Below are 15,686 nucleotides of genomic sequence, written 5' to 3'. Positions count from 1 at the left end.
TATGTGGGCGCTTCACCTGAGTGGTTAGCGTTCTGCGACACGTGTTTTCCGACAAATTGAGTGAACCCTCTGAATGGTCAGGCGCGGGCCGTGCCGCTGCCGCGCGCACCCCCCCCTATCCCGGCACTGCCACGGGGCCCTATCCCGGCGCTGCCACGGGTTCGGCATAATTTGGCCAAAATTAACCTTATCCTAAGATCTTGCCGCGGCCTTCTGCCCAGCGGCAAGCCACAGAAAGGGCATGGCATGGCAGCAATCGGTATTCTTGTGGGTGTGATCGGCGGGCTGAATGCGGCGGTGATCGGCTACACTCTGATTGGCCTGTCTTTCGGGATGAGCCTGCTTCTTTACCCGCTGATTGGCGTGCCCTCGGCGATACTGGCCATCGTGCTGTTGTGGGCCCATCGCAAGACCCGCGGTGCGCTTTTGCGCTTTGCCTCATCTCAAAGCCGGATGGCTGATCAAATCCAACCGGGCACGCCCCGGCAAGACACCGCGCGGGTCAAGATCCGCCCGGCGGTGCGGCAGCCCGCGCGCAGAGTGCCGCAAGCTTCGGCAAAAGCGGCAAAAACTGCAACAGTGGCGGTGTTTCCGACCCCTTAAGGACTTGATCAAACGGTCTATTTCGGCTCAACTCGGTAACATGTGTACGAGGAGCCGGTATGGCGTGGTTGGCAATGATATTCAGTTCCGGCGTGACGATGATGGTCGTCGCGGTGGCTCATGCCGTCTACGGCCTGTCGATCTGGGGTTTGCTGCTGCTTTATTGCGGATTGGGCGCATTCCTCGGCACCATCTGCACCTGCGTTGTCATGGCTGTCTGTAATCCCAGCCGCAGCCCCCGTCGGAAATAGCCCGCAGCCGTCCGCATCGGCACAGGACAACGCCGCCAAAACCTGTGGCGCGTTTACCTGTTTTCAAGACAATTCGACCTACCCTCTCCTTGTGTGATGCAGGCTTTGCTGCCTTGATCACCGCAACCGGGCGTGCCCGCATGTCGGTGCGTCCTGATCTGGATCTGGCGGAAGGGAAGATATGGCCTGGCTCGGCATCATCGTTGGCACCATTCTTGGCCTGATCTGCGTCTTTGTGGCTCCCGCGGTGTATGGTCTGCCCGTGTGGGCTGCCATCATGCTGTATCCGCTGGTGGGCACCTTTGGTGCGGTCCTGACGATCCTGATCCTGCTGCAGCTGCGCCCCGGCCCCGCACAACCCATCCCTGTGTCGCGTCATCGCTGACGGGCCAGACTGACGTCGCAGCCTGCGCCGCGTTTCGCGACCATTCAGCCCCGGCGACCGCGCAAGTCCCCATCGCCCCATCAGGCCAAACCGGTCGCCTTTTGGGGCCTATCCCTTGGCCCAGGAAATGATCTGCCCCGCACGCAGCGCGCCTGACTGGCGTTTGTGTTCCTTGCCACGCATGAAACGCACCATCGTCGGTATCCCCCGAATCCGGTAGCGCGCGCCGGTGGATTGATGGCTTTGGGTGTTCAGCTTGACCAGACGCACCTCGCCCTTCAGGGCCTTGGCGGCCTTGGCAAATTCCGGCCCCATTATCTTGCAAGGACCACACCAGGGCGCCCAGAAATCCACCACCAGCGGCAGGTCATCCTGCGCCGCGGCCTTTTGCAGGATCGCAGGATCCACATCCACTGGCCCGGCAGGCACAAGCGCAGCCCCACAGCTGCCGCATTTGGGATTGGCCGCAAGCCGGTCATAGGGCACACGGTTCAGCTGTGCACAGCTGAGGCAGGTCAGGGTCTTGCTGCCCATTGGGGTTTCTCCTGTTTCTTGGTGCAGATCGCATCAGACCCCGACCGGATACACGGCCAGACCACGCAGGAACACCCCCGTCGCGCGCCCTGCACAACAGCGTGATCGGCCCCTCAGAACGTAAGCCGCGCGCCCAGGATCACACTGTGGGACTGCACGCTGGCATCCCCCGTCACCGTCGGCATGATCAGGGGCACAAATCCGTCGTTGAACATATACTCTGCCCCAAGTGTCACATTGGGGGCCACATCCACCTCAAGCCCGAGGATCACTTGGGTCATGCTCTCCCATTCGGTGCCAGAGCCCCCCTGATTGCCGTGGCTGGTCGAAAGCGAATAGGTCGCAGGCCGTCCAAGAAAGGCGCCCCGATAACGCCCCTGCAGGGTCAGCGCGCTCACCTTGTGGTCGGTGGCAGGCCAGCGGTCGGTGGTCTGGGTGAACTCTGCCATCAGATCGAACCGCGCCCCGCTGAGCGTTGCATTCACATCCCACGCCCCGTTCCAGCCGCGATCCACCCCAATTCCCGGCGGATGATGGGCGATGCGGCTGTCATAGATCGTTCCACGCAGATACCCCGCCCCCAGGCGCAGCTGCATGCCATTGCCCAGCGACATGCGGTGGGCGGCATTCACCGCATAGTTGGTAAAAGACCCATCGTTCGAGGGGCTCGAAATCACCCTGTTGCCGCGGTGATTACGGATGATCGACAGAGCGACATCGGTCCGCTCGCTCAGATAGCCGATTTCGATCAGGGGATCCTTGGTCTGGGCCCAGAAGTAATGCGCGTTATGGGTATGCGAAAAAGGGGCGTAGCTCTCAAAATTGCCAAAGTTCACCGTCTTGCGCCCCACCGCCAGATAGAAAGGCGCGCGATCCAGATCCCCAATCGCGAGCCAGGCCTTGCGGAGCTGGATCTCATTTTGCCCGGGGTATTCCACCTCGGTGTATTCGCCCTGCACAAACGCCGTCAGCAGGGGCGTGGTTGCGGTCACATTCAACGTGATGTCGTTGATGACCCCATAACTGTCCGAGGTGCCGCTGGTGTGGGTGGGTGGCAGGCGGGACAGGATCGGGAATTTCCCCGGCGTGTTCGTGCTCTCGTGGATCACCGTGCCTAGCACCCGTCCACCGAACGTCAGCTGATTGATCCCCAACAAACCGGACTGGCGTGCGCGCAAGGCAACAGCGATCTTGTCCGTCACATGAGATTGGCGATCCAGCATGGTTTCGGAATAGACAAGAGAGGTGGCCAACAGGCCGCCATGCCAAGACGCGCGGCTCTGCCCTGCGCTCTCGGTGACGCCTGCCCCCTGGGCCTGGCCTTGCCCGGCCAATCCTGCGCACAGCATCACAGCCAGCGCGGCCTGCGCCGCGCATTTGAAAATGGAAACAGTCACAATCGTTACTCCAAATAACCCCCGACAAGCCGCGCGCCTTTGGCCTGCGCCCAACATGGGCTGGCCCCGAAACATCTGGTCGCAAGATGATCTGCGCGCTTATACCCCCCGGCTGCGCCAGCAGATCCGTGCCAGACGGTGGCGACGGCGGGCCGCACAATGGCCCGAACGTCAGACTATCACGAAAATGTGATATCGCGAAGCCTGCGGTCAAATCCGGCATCTGTCGCGGGCAGGCCACGCCGCCACGGCGCACCGACAGATCCTGGCGCGCACGGTTGACCTCTGCCCATCTGCCGCGACAAACTGGTCCTATCCGTTCCAAAACCAATAGAGCCAAGCATGTTCACACGTCGCGCCTTTATGGCCTGTACCTCTGCCGCCGCCCTTTGGCCGCAGACAAGCCCTGCCGAAACCGTCTTTGACCCGACACCGCAGGATGTCCGCATCAAGAAACAGTTCGAGCCCGGTCAGATCCTCGTGCTGCCCCGCTCTTACTATCTGTATTTCGTCACCGAACGCCGCCGCGCGCGCAGGTATGGTGTTGGCGTGGGCAAGGCCGGGCTGGAATTCACCGGCACCGCCACAATCGAGGCCAAGCGGGAATGGCCCAGCTGGCGCCCGACGCCAGAGATGATCCAGCGGGATCCGCGGGCCTATGCGCGGTTTGTCGACAACGACTTCATCCAGCCCGGCGGCAAGAGCAATCCGCTTGGGGCGCGCGCGCTCTACCTGTTTCAGAACGGTGTCGATACGTATTTCCGCATCCACGGGACGAATAAGCCGGAAACAATCGGCTCTTCTGTATCAAATGGCTGTATCCGGATGACGAATGAGCATATCGTCGATCTATACGACCGGGTGCCGATCGGCACGGTTGTAACTGTTCTGTGACAAAACCCGCCAATTTGCGGGCCTTATTCGGCAGAATCGGGGTGGTTTCGCCCCGGATCAAAGAAGCTATGCGCATTCTCCTTGCGCCGAGTCAGTAATGCCTGCACACTAAAGGCCGCAAGGTTACGCAGAAGTCATCGCTGTCCTACGGCAGGCTCGGTCATGAAATACGCAATGGCATTGCCAGTCTGTCGCATGTTGCGGGCAGAACAAGAAGACTCAGGAGTACAGACGATGGCCACAGGCACCGTCAAATGGTTCAACACCACCAAAGGCTACGGCTTTATCGCACCCGATTCGGGCGGCAGCGATGTTTTCGTGCACATTTCCGCAGTTGAGCGTTCCGGCCTGACCGGCCTGGCAGACAACCAGAAGGTTAACTACGAACTGCAGCCCGGCCGCGACGGCCGCGAGTCCGCGGTGAACCTGGAACTGGTCTGAGACCAGACAGGTTCAGAGGGGCCAGCCCCCTCATGATATACGAACGGCCCCGGATTTCGGGGCCGTTTTGCATTTGCGGGATCTGTGCCACCTGTCAGGGTCTGTGCCGGGATGGGCGTCACTGGGTAGGCGTCACTGGGTGTGCGTCCGGGCTGAGGCTCCATTCTGTTGGGCAGGCGTGACCGGATCACGCCTTTGGCCCATCACTGCGCAACCTGATCGATCAGCTGTTGCACCTTGGGACCGATCGCCGCCACATTCAGCGCCACGCCTTCGGCGTTGGGGTGGATCCCGTCATCCTGCAGATATGCGCCAGCCGCCTGAATATCATTGCCGGTCGCCGCGCGGATGCCCGCCAGACTGTCGGGATGCAGCAACGCGTCAAATCGCTCCGCAAGATCCGGATAGATGCCGTCAAAGCTCTCTTTGAAGTCCGCGCCGTAATTCCCCGGCGCCTGAATGCCCACCAGCAGCACTGGCAGGGCCTTGGCCTCTGCCGCTTCCATGATGGCGGTGAGGTTGCGGCGGCTTTCCTCGGGGGCGAGCCCGCGCAGCAGGTCATTGCCCCCCAGCGCCACGATCAGCGCATCAGGCGCATCTGCCAGCGTCCAGTCAATGCGCGCAGCGCCCCCTGCCGTCGTGTCCCCAGAGACGCCCGCATTGATCAGTTCAACCTCTTCCCCCTGCGCATCCAGCCAGCCCTGCAGCTGCGGCACCCAGCCCTGCCCCTGCGGCAAGCCATAGCCCTGCACCAAGCTGTCCCCAAAGGCCGTGATACGGACCGGATCCGCCTGTGCCCCTGCTGCCGCCAGTACAAAAATCAATCCTGCCATCACCTTGCGCATCGGCTCAAAGGCTCCATATCGAGAGAAGTTACAAAACAGGCTCATGATCTATGCATTCCAATCCGTCCGCTCAACCCGAACCTATCCTGTCCCTGCAAGATGCATCACTTTCGCTGATCGGCAACACCGGCCCTGTGGACATCCTGCACGACATCACACTGGATGTCACCGCGGGTGAGACACTGGGCCTGATCGGGCCGTCGGGGTCGGGCAAGTCCTCGCTGCTCATGGTCATGGGCGGGCTGGAACAGGCGAGCGGCGGGCGGGTGCATGCGCTGGGTCAGAATCTCACCGCGATGGACGAAGATGCGCTCGCGCGGTTTCGCCGCGACAACATGGGCGTGGTCTTCCAGAGCTTTCACCTGATCCCGACGATGACCGCGCTGGAAAACGTCGCCACCCCGCTTGAGCTGGCCGGGCAAAAGGATGCGTTCGAGCGCGCCCGCGCAGAACTGGAGGCTGTCGGCCTTGGCCATCGGGCAGATCATTTCCCGGCCCAGATGTCCGGCGGCGAGCAACAGCGCGTGGCCCTGGCCCGCGCCCTTGTCACGCGGCCACGTATCCTTCTCGCGGATGAGCCGACAGGCAATCTGGACGCCACCAACGGCGCTGCGATCATGGATCTGCTGTTTGACCTGCGCGACCGCTATGGCGCAACCCTGATCATGGTCACCCACGCGCCCGAACTGGCCGCCCGCTGTGACCGGGTGATCCGCCTGCGCGACGGTCGGCTGGATCAGGACGCGGCCCGTGAGGCGGCAGAATGAGCGCCTCACGCCTGTCGCTTGCGACCCGCTTTGCGATAAGAGAGCTGCGTGGTGGTCTGCGCGGCTTTCGTGTTTTTCTGATCTGCCTTGCCTTGGGCGTTGCGGTGATTGCGGGGATCGGCTCGCTGCGGACGGCCATCGAAACCGGTCTGAGCGAGGAAGGCGCCGTCCTGCTGGGCGGCGACGCAGAGCTGGGCTTCACCTATCGCCGTGCCTCCCCGCAAGAGCAGGCCTGGATGGACGCCAACGCCCTGCGCCGCTCCGAGGTGATCGATTTCCGGTCTATGGCTGTCGTCGGCGACGAGCGCGCGCTGACACAGGTCAAGGCGGTGGATACTGCCTATCCGCTTGTCGGCACTGTCCGTCTATCACCAGACATGCCGCTGGATCAGGCGCTGGCCGGAACTGACAGCCTGCCGGGCGGGGTGATGCAGCGAGTGCTGGCTGACCGGCTGGGCCTGGCGGTTGGGGACCGCTTTGTCCTTGGCACACAAGAGTTTGCCCTGACTGCCATCCTGGAAAACGAACCGGATGCCGCCAGCGCGGGCTTTACCCTTGGGCCGCGCACCATCGTGCAGACGGATGATCTCGCCTCCTCGGGCCTCTTGCAGCCGGGAACCCTGTTTTCCAGCAAATACCGCCTGATCCTGCCGGAAGGTCAGGATCTCGCCGCCATGCAGACCCGCGCCGAAGCAGAGTTTGAGGCCGCAGGAATGCGCTGGAGCGATGCGCGCAATGCCGCCCCGGGCATCGCAACCTTTGTCGAACGGCTGGCAGGGTTTCTGGTGCTGGTTGGCCTGTCCGGGCTGGCTGTGGGCGGGATCGGTGTTTCTGCCGCCGTGCGCGCCTATCTCGCGGGCAAGACCACCACGATTGCCACCCTGCGCACTTTGGGCGCGGATCGCGCGACACTGTTTCTGACCTATTTCCTGCAGATCGGTGCGCTGGCACTTCTGGGGGTGGCAATCGGCCTTGTGATCGGTGGCATGACGCCTGTGATCCTTGGCCCCTGGATTGCGGCGCAGCTGCCCTTTCCGGCCGTCTTTGGCTTGGCCCCGGCGGCCTTGGGCGAGGCTGCGCTATATGGCCTGCTCACCGCATTCGTCTTTGCGCTCTGGCCGCTGGCACGGGCCGAACGGATCCGCGCCGCCGCCCTGTTTCGCGACGCCCAAGACAGCCGCACACGGCTGCCTGCGCCGCGCTACATCGTGGCAACGGCACTGGCTGTTGCGGTGCTGGTGGGCTCTGCTGCGGTCTTCAGTGGTGCGATTGCACTGACGCTTTGGACCGCCGCCGGCCTGATCGGAGCGCTGATCGTGCTGTTGCTTGCGGCTGTTGTCCTCAGCTGGATGGCCCGCCGCCTTGCCCCCTTGGCGCGCGGGGTTCCCGCGATCCGCTGGGCACTGGCCGCAATCGGCACCTCCCGCGATGCGGCGGTGCCTACCGTGCTTGCGCTTGGGCTTGGGTTGACCGTTCTCGCCGCCATCGGCCAGGTCGATGGCAATATGCGCCGCTCGATCGAGGGCAACCTGCCGGATCTTGCACCCTCCTATTTCTTTGTGGACATCCAGCGCGATCAGATGCCGGACTTCCTCGGCCGGGTCGAAGGTGATCCCGCCGTCAGCCGGGTGGAAAGCGCACCGATGCTGCGCGGGATCCTCACCACCATCAACGGCACCCCCGCAACCGAAGTGGCAGGCGATCACTGGGTGGTCACGGGCGACCGGGGCATCACCTATGCCGCGGCCCAACCCGAAACCACCACTGTGGTTGCAGGGCAGTGGTGGCCCGAAGACTACAGCGGCGCACCACAAGTCAGCTTTGCCCGCGAAGAGGCCGAGGAACTGGGGCTCGGCCTTGGCGATACACTCACCCTGAATGTGCTGGGCCGCGATATCACCGCCACCATCACCAGTCTGCGCGAAGTGGATTTTTCGACCGCGGGAATGGGCTTTGTCATGGTTCTGAACGAGGCCGCATTGGCCGGGGCGCCCCACAGCTATATCGCCACCGTCTATGCCGAGCAGGACGCCGAAGCGCAGATCCTGCGGGATCTGGCCAAGGCGATGCCCAACATCACGGCAATCCGCGTGCGCGACGCGCTTGATCGGGTCTCTGACCTCCTGCGTCAGCTGGCCTCTGCCACCGCATACGGGGCGGCGGCGACCCTGCTCACGGGCTTCATGGTGCTAATCGGAACCGCCGCCGCAGGCGAACCCGCCCGCCGCTACGAGGCCGCAATCCTCAAGACACTTGGCGCCCCGCGCAGGCAGATCCTGCTCAGCTTTGCCACCCGCTCCGCTCTCTTGGGGGCGGGCGCCGGGCTGGTCGCCCTCATCGCCGGCATGACAGGGGCCTGGGCCATCAATGTCTATGTCTTCGAAAGCGATTTCGTCGTGATCTGGAGCAACGCACTGGCAATTATCAGCGGCGGTATTCTAACCACCCTGCTGGCAGGTCTGGCCTTTGCCTGGCGCCCCCTGCGCGTTCGCCCTGCCCGGATCCTGCGGGCCCGCGACTAACATCAGATCGCCGATCACGCGCAGGCGCAAGCAGCGCGAAAACACCAAAAAAAGGGGAGAGGCCAGATGCCTCTCCCCTTTCTGATTTATGGGCTGTTCCCCACCCCGGTTGGGGAACAGCCAACGGCATCACCAACAGGCCCCCCTTGCCAGATGGCAAGACTGTCAGCGGCCGTATTGCGGACAGGGGGCGGCCTGAAACAAGGCAAACAGCTCGTCATTGTCACAGACAAGCGCCTCTAGCGTGATCCCGTCCAAAGAGCGATAAAAGGCCTGCGCCGCATCCGCGAGGGCAACCCGCAGCCGACAGGCCGAGACCAGCGGGCAGGTGTTGTCGGCATCGGCAAAACACTCCACCATCGGAACCGTCCCCTCGACGTCGCGAAACACATCGCCAATCCCGATCTTGCCAGCCGGTCTGCCCAAACTCATCCCACCGTTGCGCCCGCGTTGGGTGCGCAGATAGCCAAGCTGGGCAAGCTGATTGATCACCTGCGCCAGATGGTTTTCAGAGATATTGCACCGCTCCGCGATCTCCGACTTCGTGACCAGCCGGTCCGAGTTGGCCGCGCAATACATCAAGAGCCTCACAGCGATATTTGTCCGTTTCGTAATACGCATGTGTGCCCCTTCCGATGCGTCCCATGGCGCACACCTTTGCATGTGGGGGCAAAGGGCTCTTTGACATGCATCAAAAGACCGCATTGCAGGGGCGACAACAGTGCTAAGTCGCCCTATCTGTTAGAGGAACGTCGCCACCCTGACCCGGATTTCACAGGAGACCGCAATGCCTGCCCCCTACTTCTTTGGCTATGGCAGCCTCGTCAACACGCGCACCCATGACTACCGCCAGGCCCGGCCCGCGCGGTTGCGGGGCTGGCGGCGGGCCTGGGTGCACACCGACCTGCGCCCGGTCGCCTTCCTGAGCGCGGTGCCCTGTGAACACAGCGCCATCGACGGTCTGATTGCCGAGGTGCCGGGCGCGGATTGGGCTGCACTGGACGAACGTGAATTTGCCTATGACCGACTGCCCGCCCAGGGCGCGGTAGACCATGATCTGCCCACCCAGACAGACATCGCAGTCTACGCGGTCCCCGCCCACAGCCAGCAGGCCGCGAGCCACCGGCACCCCATTCTGCTCAGTTATCTGGATGTCGTGGTTCAGGGCTATCATCAGGTCTTTGGCCGCGAGGGGGTGGCGGATTTTGTCACCACAACCGACGGCTGGGACGCACCGATCCTGAATGATCGCGCGGCCCCGCAATATCCCCGGCATCAAGCGCTGAGCCCACAGGAAACCGCGCTGGTCGATCGGATCCTTGCTGATGTGAACGCCACCGTGGTCGAAAATGTGGTCGACAGCGTGATCGACACCGCCCCAACCGCAGGCGCAGGCGCAGGCGCAGGCGCCTCACATCCGGGCAGCGCAGCGTGATTTCCCGCACCCTTTTATATGTGCGCCGCATCACCCGGCAGCTGTGGTTTCGGGTTGTCCTTCTGTCGGCCTGCTCGCTTCTGGCGCTGGCCGTGGCGCCCTGGCTAACCGGGTTCATTCCCGAAGATCTTGGTGATCGGTTTGGCCGGGAGGCGGCGCTGCCGGTTCTGACCATTCTCGCCTCGGGCATGCTGGCCGTCACCACCTTTTCACTCAATATCATGGTGTCGGCCTATCGCACCGCTGCGGCCACGGCCACACCAAGGGTCTATCGCCTGCTGCTGGAGGATACGATCACCCAAAGCGTGCTGGCCACATTTGTCGGCGGCTTTGTCTTCAGCCTCAGCGCGGTGATCCTGTTCCGATCGGGCTTTTACACCGAGGACGCCGCCGTGGTGGTGTTTGCCACCACCGTGGTGATTGTCGCGCTGATTGTCGGCTCGATCCTGCGCTGGATCGACCATCTCTCCGGGCTCGGCAGCATGGACCACACCCTGCGCCTGATCGAAACCCGCAGCCGCACCAGCCTGCGCCAGCGCGCCGAACGGCCCTGCCTGGGGGGATGCGCCATCACAGACGACAACAGCGATGCCCGCCCCGCAGACAGCATCGCCATCCCCGCCGCCGAAAGCGGCTTTGTCCGCTTTATCGACATGACGGCCCTCAACACCCTGGCCAAAGAGGGCGACACCCGCGTCCGCATCGCCCGCAGCCCCGGCGAGTTCGTGCTGCGCGGCCAACCCGTGGCCTGGCTGTTCACGGCGGACGAGGATCTGGCCGACACGGCAAGCGGGCATATTGAAATCGGCGATGTGCGCAGTTTCGATCAGGATCCCTCCTTTGGTCTGACGCTGCTGGCCGAAACCGCCCAACGCGCCCTCTCCCCCGGGATCAACGACCCCGGCACCGCGATGGAGGTGATGGGCCGCCTCGAACGCCTTCTGTGGGAGAGCACCCCCAACGACATCCCCGACGCCCGCGAGGATGTGTCCTTTCCCCATGTCGAAATGCCGCCGGTCACCGCGCGTTACCTGCTCGACTGCGCCTTTCCCCCCATCGCCCATTGCGGCAAGGATGACCCGTCGGTGATGGATTGGATGCAAAAGGGGCTGACCGCGCTGTCCGATCATCCCAACAGCGACATGGCCAAAGCGGCGCAATCACTGGCCGATCATCTGTTTCCCACACAAACCGACTAGCCGACTAGCCAACTAGGCCTGCCAACAAAAAAGGCGGCGCTTTGCGGGCGCCGCCTTTTGGTGATTTGGGTCAGGCTTCTGGGCCGGGCTGTTGTCAGCCGCGGGCGCGAACGGTTTCCATCAGCGCCAGCAGGGCAGACATGTCGGGGCCGCGTTCCATACCGGTCACGGCTTTGCGCAGCGGCATGAACAGGCCCTTGCCCTTGCGGCCCGTCGCGTCCTTGACGGCAGCGGTCCACTTGCCCCAGCTGTCGCTGTCGTAGGGGCCTTCGGGCAAGAGCGCCATCGCCTCTGCGATAAAGTCCTTGTCCTCATCCGCCACCAGCGGCTCGGCGCCGTCGCGGCACAGATCCCACCAGCCCGCAAGATCCTTGAGCGTGGTGATGTTTTCCTTGGCCATATCCCAGAAGGCGGCCTGTTTCTCTGCCGGAACCCCCAGCGCGTCCACATGGGCCTGCACGGACTCCAGCGGCAGCGACTGCAGGTGGCGCGCGGTCAGCGGGTAAAGATCCTGCACATCAAACTTGGTCGGTGCCGCGCCAAAGCGGTTGATGTCAAAGCCGTCAACCAGCTCAGCCAGTTCCGAACGCAGCTCCACCGGATCAGAGGAGCCAAGACGCGCCATCAGGCTCAGCAGCGCCATCGGCTGCACGCCCGCCTCGCGCAGGTCGCGCAGCGCCAGGGTGCCCAGACGCTTGGACAGCGCCTCGCCCTGCGGGCCGGTCAGCAGCGAGTGGTGCGCAAAGGAGGGCACAGAGCCGCCCAGTGCTTCGATGATCTGGATCTGGGTCGCTGTGTTGGTCACGTGGTCAGAGCCGCGCACCACATGGGTGACGCCCATTTCAGTGTCGTCCACAACCGAGGCCAGTGTGTAAAGGAACTGGCCGTCACCGCGGATCAGCACCGGATCAGAGACCGAAGCCGCGTCGATGGAGATATCGCCCAGGATGCCATCGGTCCATTCAATGCGCTGATGGTCCAGCTTGAAACGCCAAACACCATCGCCGCGCTCGGCGCGGAGGGCCGCTTTCTCATCATCGGACAGGTTCAGCGCGGCGCGGTCATAGACCGGCGGCTTACCCATGTTCAGCTGCTTCTTGCGCTTCAGGTCCAATTCGGTCGGGGTCTCAAACGCCTCGTAGAACCGGCCGATTTCGCGCAGGCGGTCGGCGGCGGCGACGTAGCGGTCCAGACGCTCGGACTGGCGCTCGACCTTGTCCCAGGTCAGGCCCAGCCACTCCAGATCCTCTTTGATGGCATCGACGTATTCTTCCTTGGACCGCTCCGGGTCGGTGTCGTCGATGCGCAGGATGAAGGTGCCGCCAGCCTTGCGGGCGATCAGATAGTTCATCAGCGCGGTGCGCAGGTTGCCAACGTGGATATAGCCGGTTGGCGACGGGGCAAAACGGGTGGTGGTCATCAGATGTCTCCTGTTGCCCTGCCCATGTCACACGGGCGGCGTTTTGTCCAGTTTTCCCCGCAGATCGACGGCTCTGCCCGCCTGTCTGTGGCGATTGGCGCCGCGTTGCGATCTCACGTTGGCGTGACGGGCCTGCGCGGGTGGTTTGAAATCCTCGCACGCGACCTAACTCTTTCCCAAGACCAAAGACCGAAACAGCAACAGTGAGGATCCCGCCATGTCCCTGAAGATCACCCGTCGCGCTGCGCTCAGCGGAGCTGCCGCCATGCCCCTTGCCGCCACCGTGACCCCGGTGCTTGCGGATGGACACGCCGCCAAGGCACCCGCTGTCCACAGCCGCAGCTTCAAGCTGGGCGACTTCACTGTCACCACATTGCTGGATGGCAGCTTGCCGCGCGATGGAGCCAAGGAAATCTTTGGCGGTGGCGCAACAGACGAGGAATTTGCCAAGGTCTCGGCGGAGAACTTCATCCCCGCCGACATGGCCCAGTTCTATTTCACCCCGACGCTGGTGGATACCGGCTCTGAAAAGGTGTTGTTTGACACAGGTCTCGGCCAGGGGGGCATCCAGAAGGCGCTGGCCGAGGCTGGCGTCAGCCCCGAAGAGATCGACGTGGTGGTTCTGACCCATATGCACCCCGATCACATCGGCGGGATGACAACAGAGGGCGCCGCAACCTTTGCCAATGCCCGCTACGTCACCGCGAGCGCCGAATATGATTTCTGGTCCAAGATGGAGGCCGGCAATCGCGTTGGTGATCTGGTCGCGCAAAAGGTCACGCCGATGGCAGAGAAAATGTCCTTCATCGAAGACGGTGGTTCCGTGGCCTCCGGCATCACTGCCATGGCCGCCTTTGGTCATACGCCCGGCCACATGACCTATATGCTCGACAGTGGCGGCCAGCAGCTGGTGCTGACTGCGGATCTGGCAAACCACTACGTCTGGTCCTTTGCCCACCCGGAATGGGAAGTGCGCTTTGACATGGACAAGGCGGCGGCCACGGCCTCCCGCCGCAAGGTGATGGAGATGCTGGCAGGCGACCGGATCCCGATGATTGGCTATCACATGCCTTTCCCTGCTGCCGGTTTTGTCGAAACCCGGGGGGAAGGGTTCCGCTTTGTGCCGGTCAGCTATCAGATGATGGGCTAGCGCGCCAAAAGACGGGCAAGGCAGCTGCGACGCTTGCAGCGCCAGACGCCTGACCTGACCACCAACCTGAACACAAAAAGGCGCGGCCAATCGGGTCCGCGCCTTTTCATCATGGTCTGTTTCGGCCCGCCCTGCAGACCCTTCAGCGGACCGTCAGGTGCCGCTGGGGTCGCGCCAGCGATTGGCGATCGGATAGCGACGATCCAGCCAGAACGCCCGCGGTGTCAGCCGTGCCCCCGGCGCCGACTGGAAGCGTTTGTATTCACTGATGTAAATCAGATGCTCCACGCGTTTGGCGACCTCACGATCGAAACCCGCCGCAACACAATCGGCAATCGAAGCCTCCTGATCCACCAGCATCTCCAAAAGCGCGTCCAGTTCAGGATAATCCGGCAGGCTGTCGCTGTCCTTCTGATCCTCCCGCAGCTCGGCGGAGGGTGGCTTGTCGATGACGCTGGGGCGGATCACTTCCCCCTCCGGGCCCATCATCCATGGTCGGTGGTTGGCATTGCGCCAGCGGCAGGTCTCAAAGACGCGGGTCTTGTAGAGATCCTTGATCGGGTTATAGCCGCCGTTCATGTCGCCATAGATCGTGGCATAGCCCACCGCGACCTCGGATTTATTGCCGGTGGTCAGCAGCATCTCGCCAAATTTGTTCGACATTGCCATCAACAGCAGGCCGCGCAGGCGGGACTGGATGTTCTCTTCCGTCAGCCCCTCTTCCAGACCGGCAAACAGCGGGGCCAGCGTGTTGGTGATGGCCGCGCGCCCCTCTGAAATCGGCACATAGTCGTAATGCACGCCCAGCGCCTTCGCGACCGCCTCGGCATCATCAAGCGAGCCCTGCGAGGTATATTCAGACGGCAGCATCACACAACGGACATCCTCGGCCCCAAGCGCGTCCACGGCAATCGCCGCCACCAGCGCGGAATCGACACCGCCCGAAAGCCCCAACAGCACCTTCTTGAAACCGGTTTTGCGCATGTAGTCCCGCAGCGCATAGGTCATCACCTGATAGTCCTGCTCCCATGCGTCGGGCAGGCTGGCTTTTTCTCCCTCAACCGCACGCCACCCGTCGGGAGTTCGCTCCAGATCAAGGTGCTGGATCGCCTCGTCAAAGACCGGCATCTGCAGCGCCAGCGCGCCACCGGGGTTCAATACAAAAGACCCCCCGTCAAACACCTGATCGTCCTGACCGCCCACCATATTGAGGTAGATCACCGGCAGACCGGTTTCGACGGTGCGCGCCACCATCAGGTTCTGCCGCACCTCCATCTTGTTGCGATAATAGGGCGAGCCGTTCGGGATCAGCAGGAACTCTGCCCCTGTTTCCGCCAGGGTCTCGGCCACATCCTCGTACCAGCCATCTTCACAGATCGGGCTGCCGATGCGCACGCCTCCGACGGCATAGGGCCCACCAAGCGGACCGGATTGGAACAGGCGCACCTCGTCAAAAACGGTCGCATTGGGCAGATGGTGTTTCAGCACCTGCGCGCTGATCTTGCCGCCCTGCAGGATCAGATAAGCGTTGTAGAGATTGCCATCCCGAACCCAGGGGCTGCCGATCGCCAGCGCCGGTCCATCGGCGCAATCGGCGGCCAACCGCTCAACCTCGGCGATGGCGCTTTGGTGGAAAATGGGCTTCTGGATCAGGTCCTGGGTGTTGTAACCGGTGATGAACATCTCCGGCAAAGCAACCAGATCAGCACCCGCCTCCTTGCCTGCGGCCCAGGCCGCGCGGGCCTTGTCTGCATTGCCTGCGAGATCCCCGACAGTGGGATTGAGCTGCGCCAGTGTCACGCGGAAACGATCGGCCATCCTGCTTGCGTCCTTCGATAATCCT

General features: G+C 63.0%; 16 protein-coding genes. 10 read left to right on the top strand and 6 right to left on the bottom strand.

All coding sequences use genetic code 11. The features are described 5' to 3' along the window. The first annotated feature begins 246 nt into the window (after positions 1–246). The 3 genes from KUV39_RS07215 (at position 247) to KUV39_RS07205 (ending at position 1,239) form a co-directional block, all read left to right on the top strand. Positions 247–603, top strand: coding sequence for a hypothetical protein (locus KUV39_RS07215; RefSeq protein WP_222459419.1), 357 nt, complete (start codon positions 247–249; stop codon positions 601–603). 59 nt (positions 604–662) lie between these two features. After that, positions 663–854, top strand: a complete 192-nt coding sequence (locus KUV39_RS07210) for a hypothetical protein (RefSeq protein WP_046210834.1) — start codon at positions 663–665, stop codon at positions 852–854. 181 nt (positions 855–1,035) lie between these two features. Continuing rightward, complete coding sequence (locus tag KUV39_RS07205; RefSeq protein ID WP_008560575.1) at positions 1,036–1,239, top strand: hypothetical protein; 204 nt, start codon at positions 1,036–1,038, stop codon at positions 1,237–1,239. Positions 1,240–1,347: 108 nt separating this feature from the next. Here the strand turns inward: KUV39_RS07205 and trxC are convergent, their stop codons facing one another. Together trxC and KUV39_RS07195 are read right to left on the bottom strand one after the other, a co-directional pair. Continuing rightward, positions 1,348–1,773, bottom strand: coding sequence for a thioredoxin TrxC (gene trxC, locus KUV39_RS07200; protein ID WP_222459364.1), 426 nt, complete (start codon positions 1,771–1,773; stop codon positions 1,348–1,350). 113 nt (positions 1,774–1,886) lie between these two features. Then, positions 1,887–3,170, bottom strand: coding sequence for a hypothetical protein (locus tag KUV39_RS07195; RefSeq protein ID WP_222459363.1), 1,284 nt, complete (start codon positions 3,168–3,170; stop codon positions 1,887–1,889). A 342-nt stretch (positions 3,171–3,512) separates the two neighbouring features. Here KUV39_RS07195 and KUV39_RS07190 point away from each other — a divergent pair, with 342 nt between their 5' ends. Both KUV39_RS07190 and KUV39_RS07185 read left to right on the top strand, forming a co-directional pair. Beyond that, entirely contained in the window at positions 3,513–4,064 is a 552-nt protein-coding gene (locus KUV39_RS07190; protein ID WP_222459362.1) for a L,D-transpeptidase, read from the top strand. A gap of 234 nt (positions 4,065–4,298) precedes the next feature. Then, positions 4,299–4,505: a cold-shock protein gene (locus KUV39_RS07185; protein ID WP_008558873.1), complete on the top strand. Its 207-nt coding sequence runs from the start codon at positions 4,299–4,301 to the stop codon at positions 4,503–4,505. A 203-nt stretch (positions 4,506–4,708) separates the two neighbouring features. On the opposite strand, the gene KUV39_RS07180 is transcribed toward KUV39_RS07185, so the two are convergent. Next, positions 4,709–5,350, bottom strand: a complete 642-nt coding sequence (locus KUV39_RS07180) for an arylesterase (protein WP_209034698.1) — start codon at positions 5,348–5,350, stop codon at positions 4,709–4,711. A gap of 50 nt (positions 5,351–5,400) precedes the next feature. Between KUV39_RS07180 and KUV39_RS07175 the strand changes: the two genes are divergently transcribed. Together KUV39_RS07175 and KUV39_RS07170 are read left to right on the top strand one after the other, a co-directional pair. Next, positions 5,401–6,117: an ABC transporter ATP-binding protein gene (locus tag KUV39_RS07175; protein ID WP_222459361.1), complete on the top strand. Its 717-nt coding sequence runs from the start codon at positions 5,401–5,403 to the stop codon at positions 6,115–6,117. Continuing rightward, the gene (locus tag KUV39_RS07170) at positions 6,114–8,639 is read left to right on the top strand and encodes an ABC transporter permease (RefSeq protein ID WP_222459360.1); all 2,526 of its coding nucleotides are present in this window, start codon (positions 6,114–6,116) and stop codon (positions 8,637–8,639) included. The genes KUV39_RS07175 and KUV39_RS07170 overlap by 4 nt, the downstream gene beginning before the upstream one ends. 165 nt (positions 8,640–8,804) lie before the next feature. On the opposite strand, the gene KUV39_RS07165 is transcribed toward KUV39_RS07170, so the two are convergent. Further along, positions 8,805–9,260, bottom strand: coding sequence for an RrF2 family transcriptional regulator (locus KUV39_RS07165; RefSeq protein WP_037302528.1), 456 nt, complete (start codon positions 9,258–9,260; stop codon positions 8,805–8,807). A 166-nt stretch (positions 9,261–9,426) separates the two neighbouring features. Here KUV39_RS07165 and KUV39_RS07160 point away from each other — a divergent pair, with 166 nt between their 5' ends. Then, entirely contained in the window at positions 9,427–10,074 is a 648-nt protein-coding gene (locus KUV39_RS07160) for a gamma-glutamylcyclotransferase family protein (protein ID WP_222459359.1), read from the top strand. Further along, entirely contained in the window at positions 10,071–11,273 is a 1,203-nt protein-coding gene (locus tag KUV39_RS07155; protein ID WP_222459358.1) for a DUF2254 domain-containing protein, read from the top strand. Before KUV39_RS07160 ends, KUV39_RS07155 begins: the two co-directional genes overlap by 4 nt. 94 nt (positions 11,274–11,367) lie before the next feature. Here KUV39_RS07155 and gltX read toward each other — a convergent pair whose 3' ends face one another. Further along, a complete protein-coding gene (gltX, locus tag KUV39_RS07150; RefSeq protein WP_222459357.1) occupies positions 11,368–12,693 on the bottom strand; it encodes a glutamate--tRNA ligase in 1,326 nt (441 codons plus the stop codon). A gap of 217 nt (positions 12,694–12,910) precedes the next feature. Here gltX and KUV39_RS07145 point away from each other — a divergent pair, with 217 nt between their 5' ends. Next, positions 12,911–13,843: an MBL fold metallo-hydrolase gene (locus KUV39_RS07145; protein WP_222459356.1), complete on the top strand. Its 933-nt coding sequence runs from the start codon at positions 12,911–12,913 to the stop codon at positions 13,841–13,843. Between the two features lie 153 nt (positions 13,844–13,996). Here the strand turns inward: KUV39_RS07145 and KUV39_RS07140 are convergent, their stop codons facing one another. Then, entirely contained in the window at positions 13,997–15,661 is a 1,665-nt protein-coding gene (locus KUV39_RS07140; RefSeq protein ID WP_222459355.1) for an NAD+ synthase, read from the bottom strand. Positions 15,662–15,686: the final 25 nt, after the last annotated feature.

Source organism: Phaeobacter italicus, from assembly GCF_019801785.1.
GTDB lineage: Bacteria > Pseudomonadota > Alphaproteobacteria > Rhodobacterales > Rhodobacteraceae > Phaeobacter > Phaeobacter italicus.
Note: the sequence above shows the minus strand (reverse complement) of the source record. Positions and strands in the feature narration are given on the sequence as shown.

Coding starts and splice junctions, on each gene's coding strand:
- KUV39_RS07210 (WP_046210834.1), top strand. CDS start 663: ATGGCGTGGTTGGCAATGATATTCAGTTCCGGCGTGACGATGATGGTC.
- KUV39_RS07160 (WP_222459359.1), top strand. CDS start 9,427: ATGCCTGCCCCCTACTTCTTTGGCTATGGCAGCCTCGTCAACACGCGC.
- KUV39_RS07145 (WP_222459356.1), top strand. CDS start 12,911: ATGTCCCTGAAGATCACCCGTCGCGCTGCGCTCAGCGGAGCTGCCGCC.
- KUV39_RS07140 (WP_222459355.1), bottom strand. CDS start 15,661: ATGGCCGATCGTTTCCGCGTGACACTGGCGCAGCTCAATCCCACTGTC.
- KUV39_RS07175 (WP_222459361.1), top strand. CDS start 5,401: ATGCATTCCAATCCGTCCGCTCAACCCGAACCTATCCTGTCCCTGCAA.
- KUV39_RS07180 (WP_209034698.1), bottom strand. CDS start 5,350: ATGCGCAAGGTGATGGCAGGATTGATTTTTGTACTGGCGGCAGCAGGG.
- KUV39_RS07215 (WP_222459419.1), top strand. CDS start 247: ATGGCAGCAATCGGTATTCTTGTGGGTGTGATCGGCGGGCTGAATGCG.
- gltX (WP_222459357.1), bottom strand. CDS start 12,693: ATGACCACCACCCGTTTTGCCCCGTCGCCAACCGGCTATATCCACGTT.
- KUV39_RS07165 (WP_037302528.1), bottom strand. CDS start 9,260: ATGCGTATTACGAAACGGACAAATATCGCTGTGAGGCTCTTGATGTAT.
- KUV39_RS07190 (WP_222459362.1), top strand. CDS start 3,513: ATGTTCACACGTCGCGCCTTTATGGCCTGTACCTCTGCCGCCGCCCTT.
- KUV39_RS07205 (WP_008560575.1), top strand. CDS start 1,036: ATGGCCTGGCTCGGCATCATCGTTGGCACCATTCTTGGCCTGATCTGC.
- KUV39_RS07185 (WP_008558873.1), top strand. CDS start 4,299: ATGGCCACAGGCACCGTCAAATGGTTCAACACCACCAAAGGCTACGGC.
- trxC (WP_222459364.1), bottom strand. CDS start 1,773: ATGGGCAGCAAGACCCTGACCTGCCTCAGCTGTGCACAGCTGAACCGT.
- KUV39_RS07170 (WP_222459360.1), top strand. CDS start 6,114: ATGAGCGCCTCACGCCTGTCGCTTGCGACCCGCTTTGCGATAAGAGAG.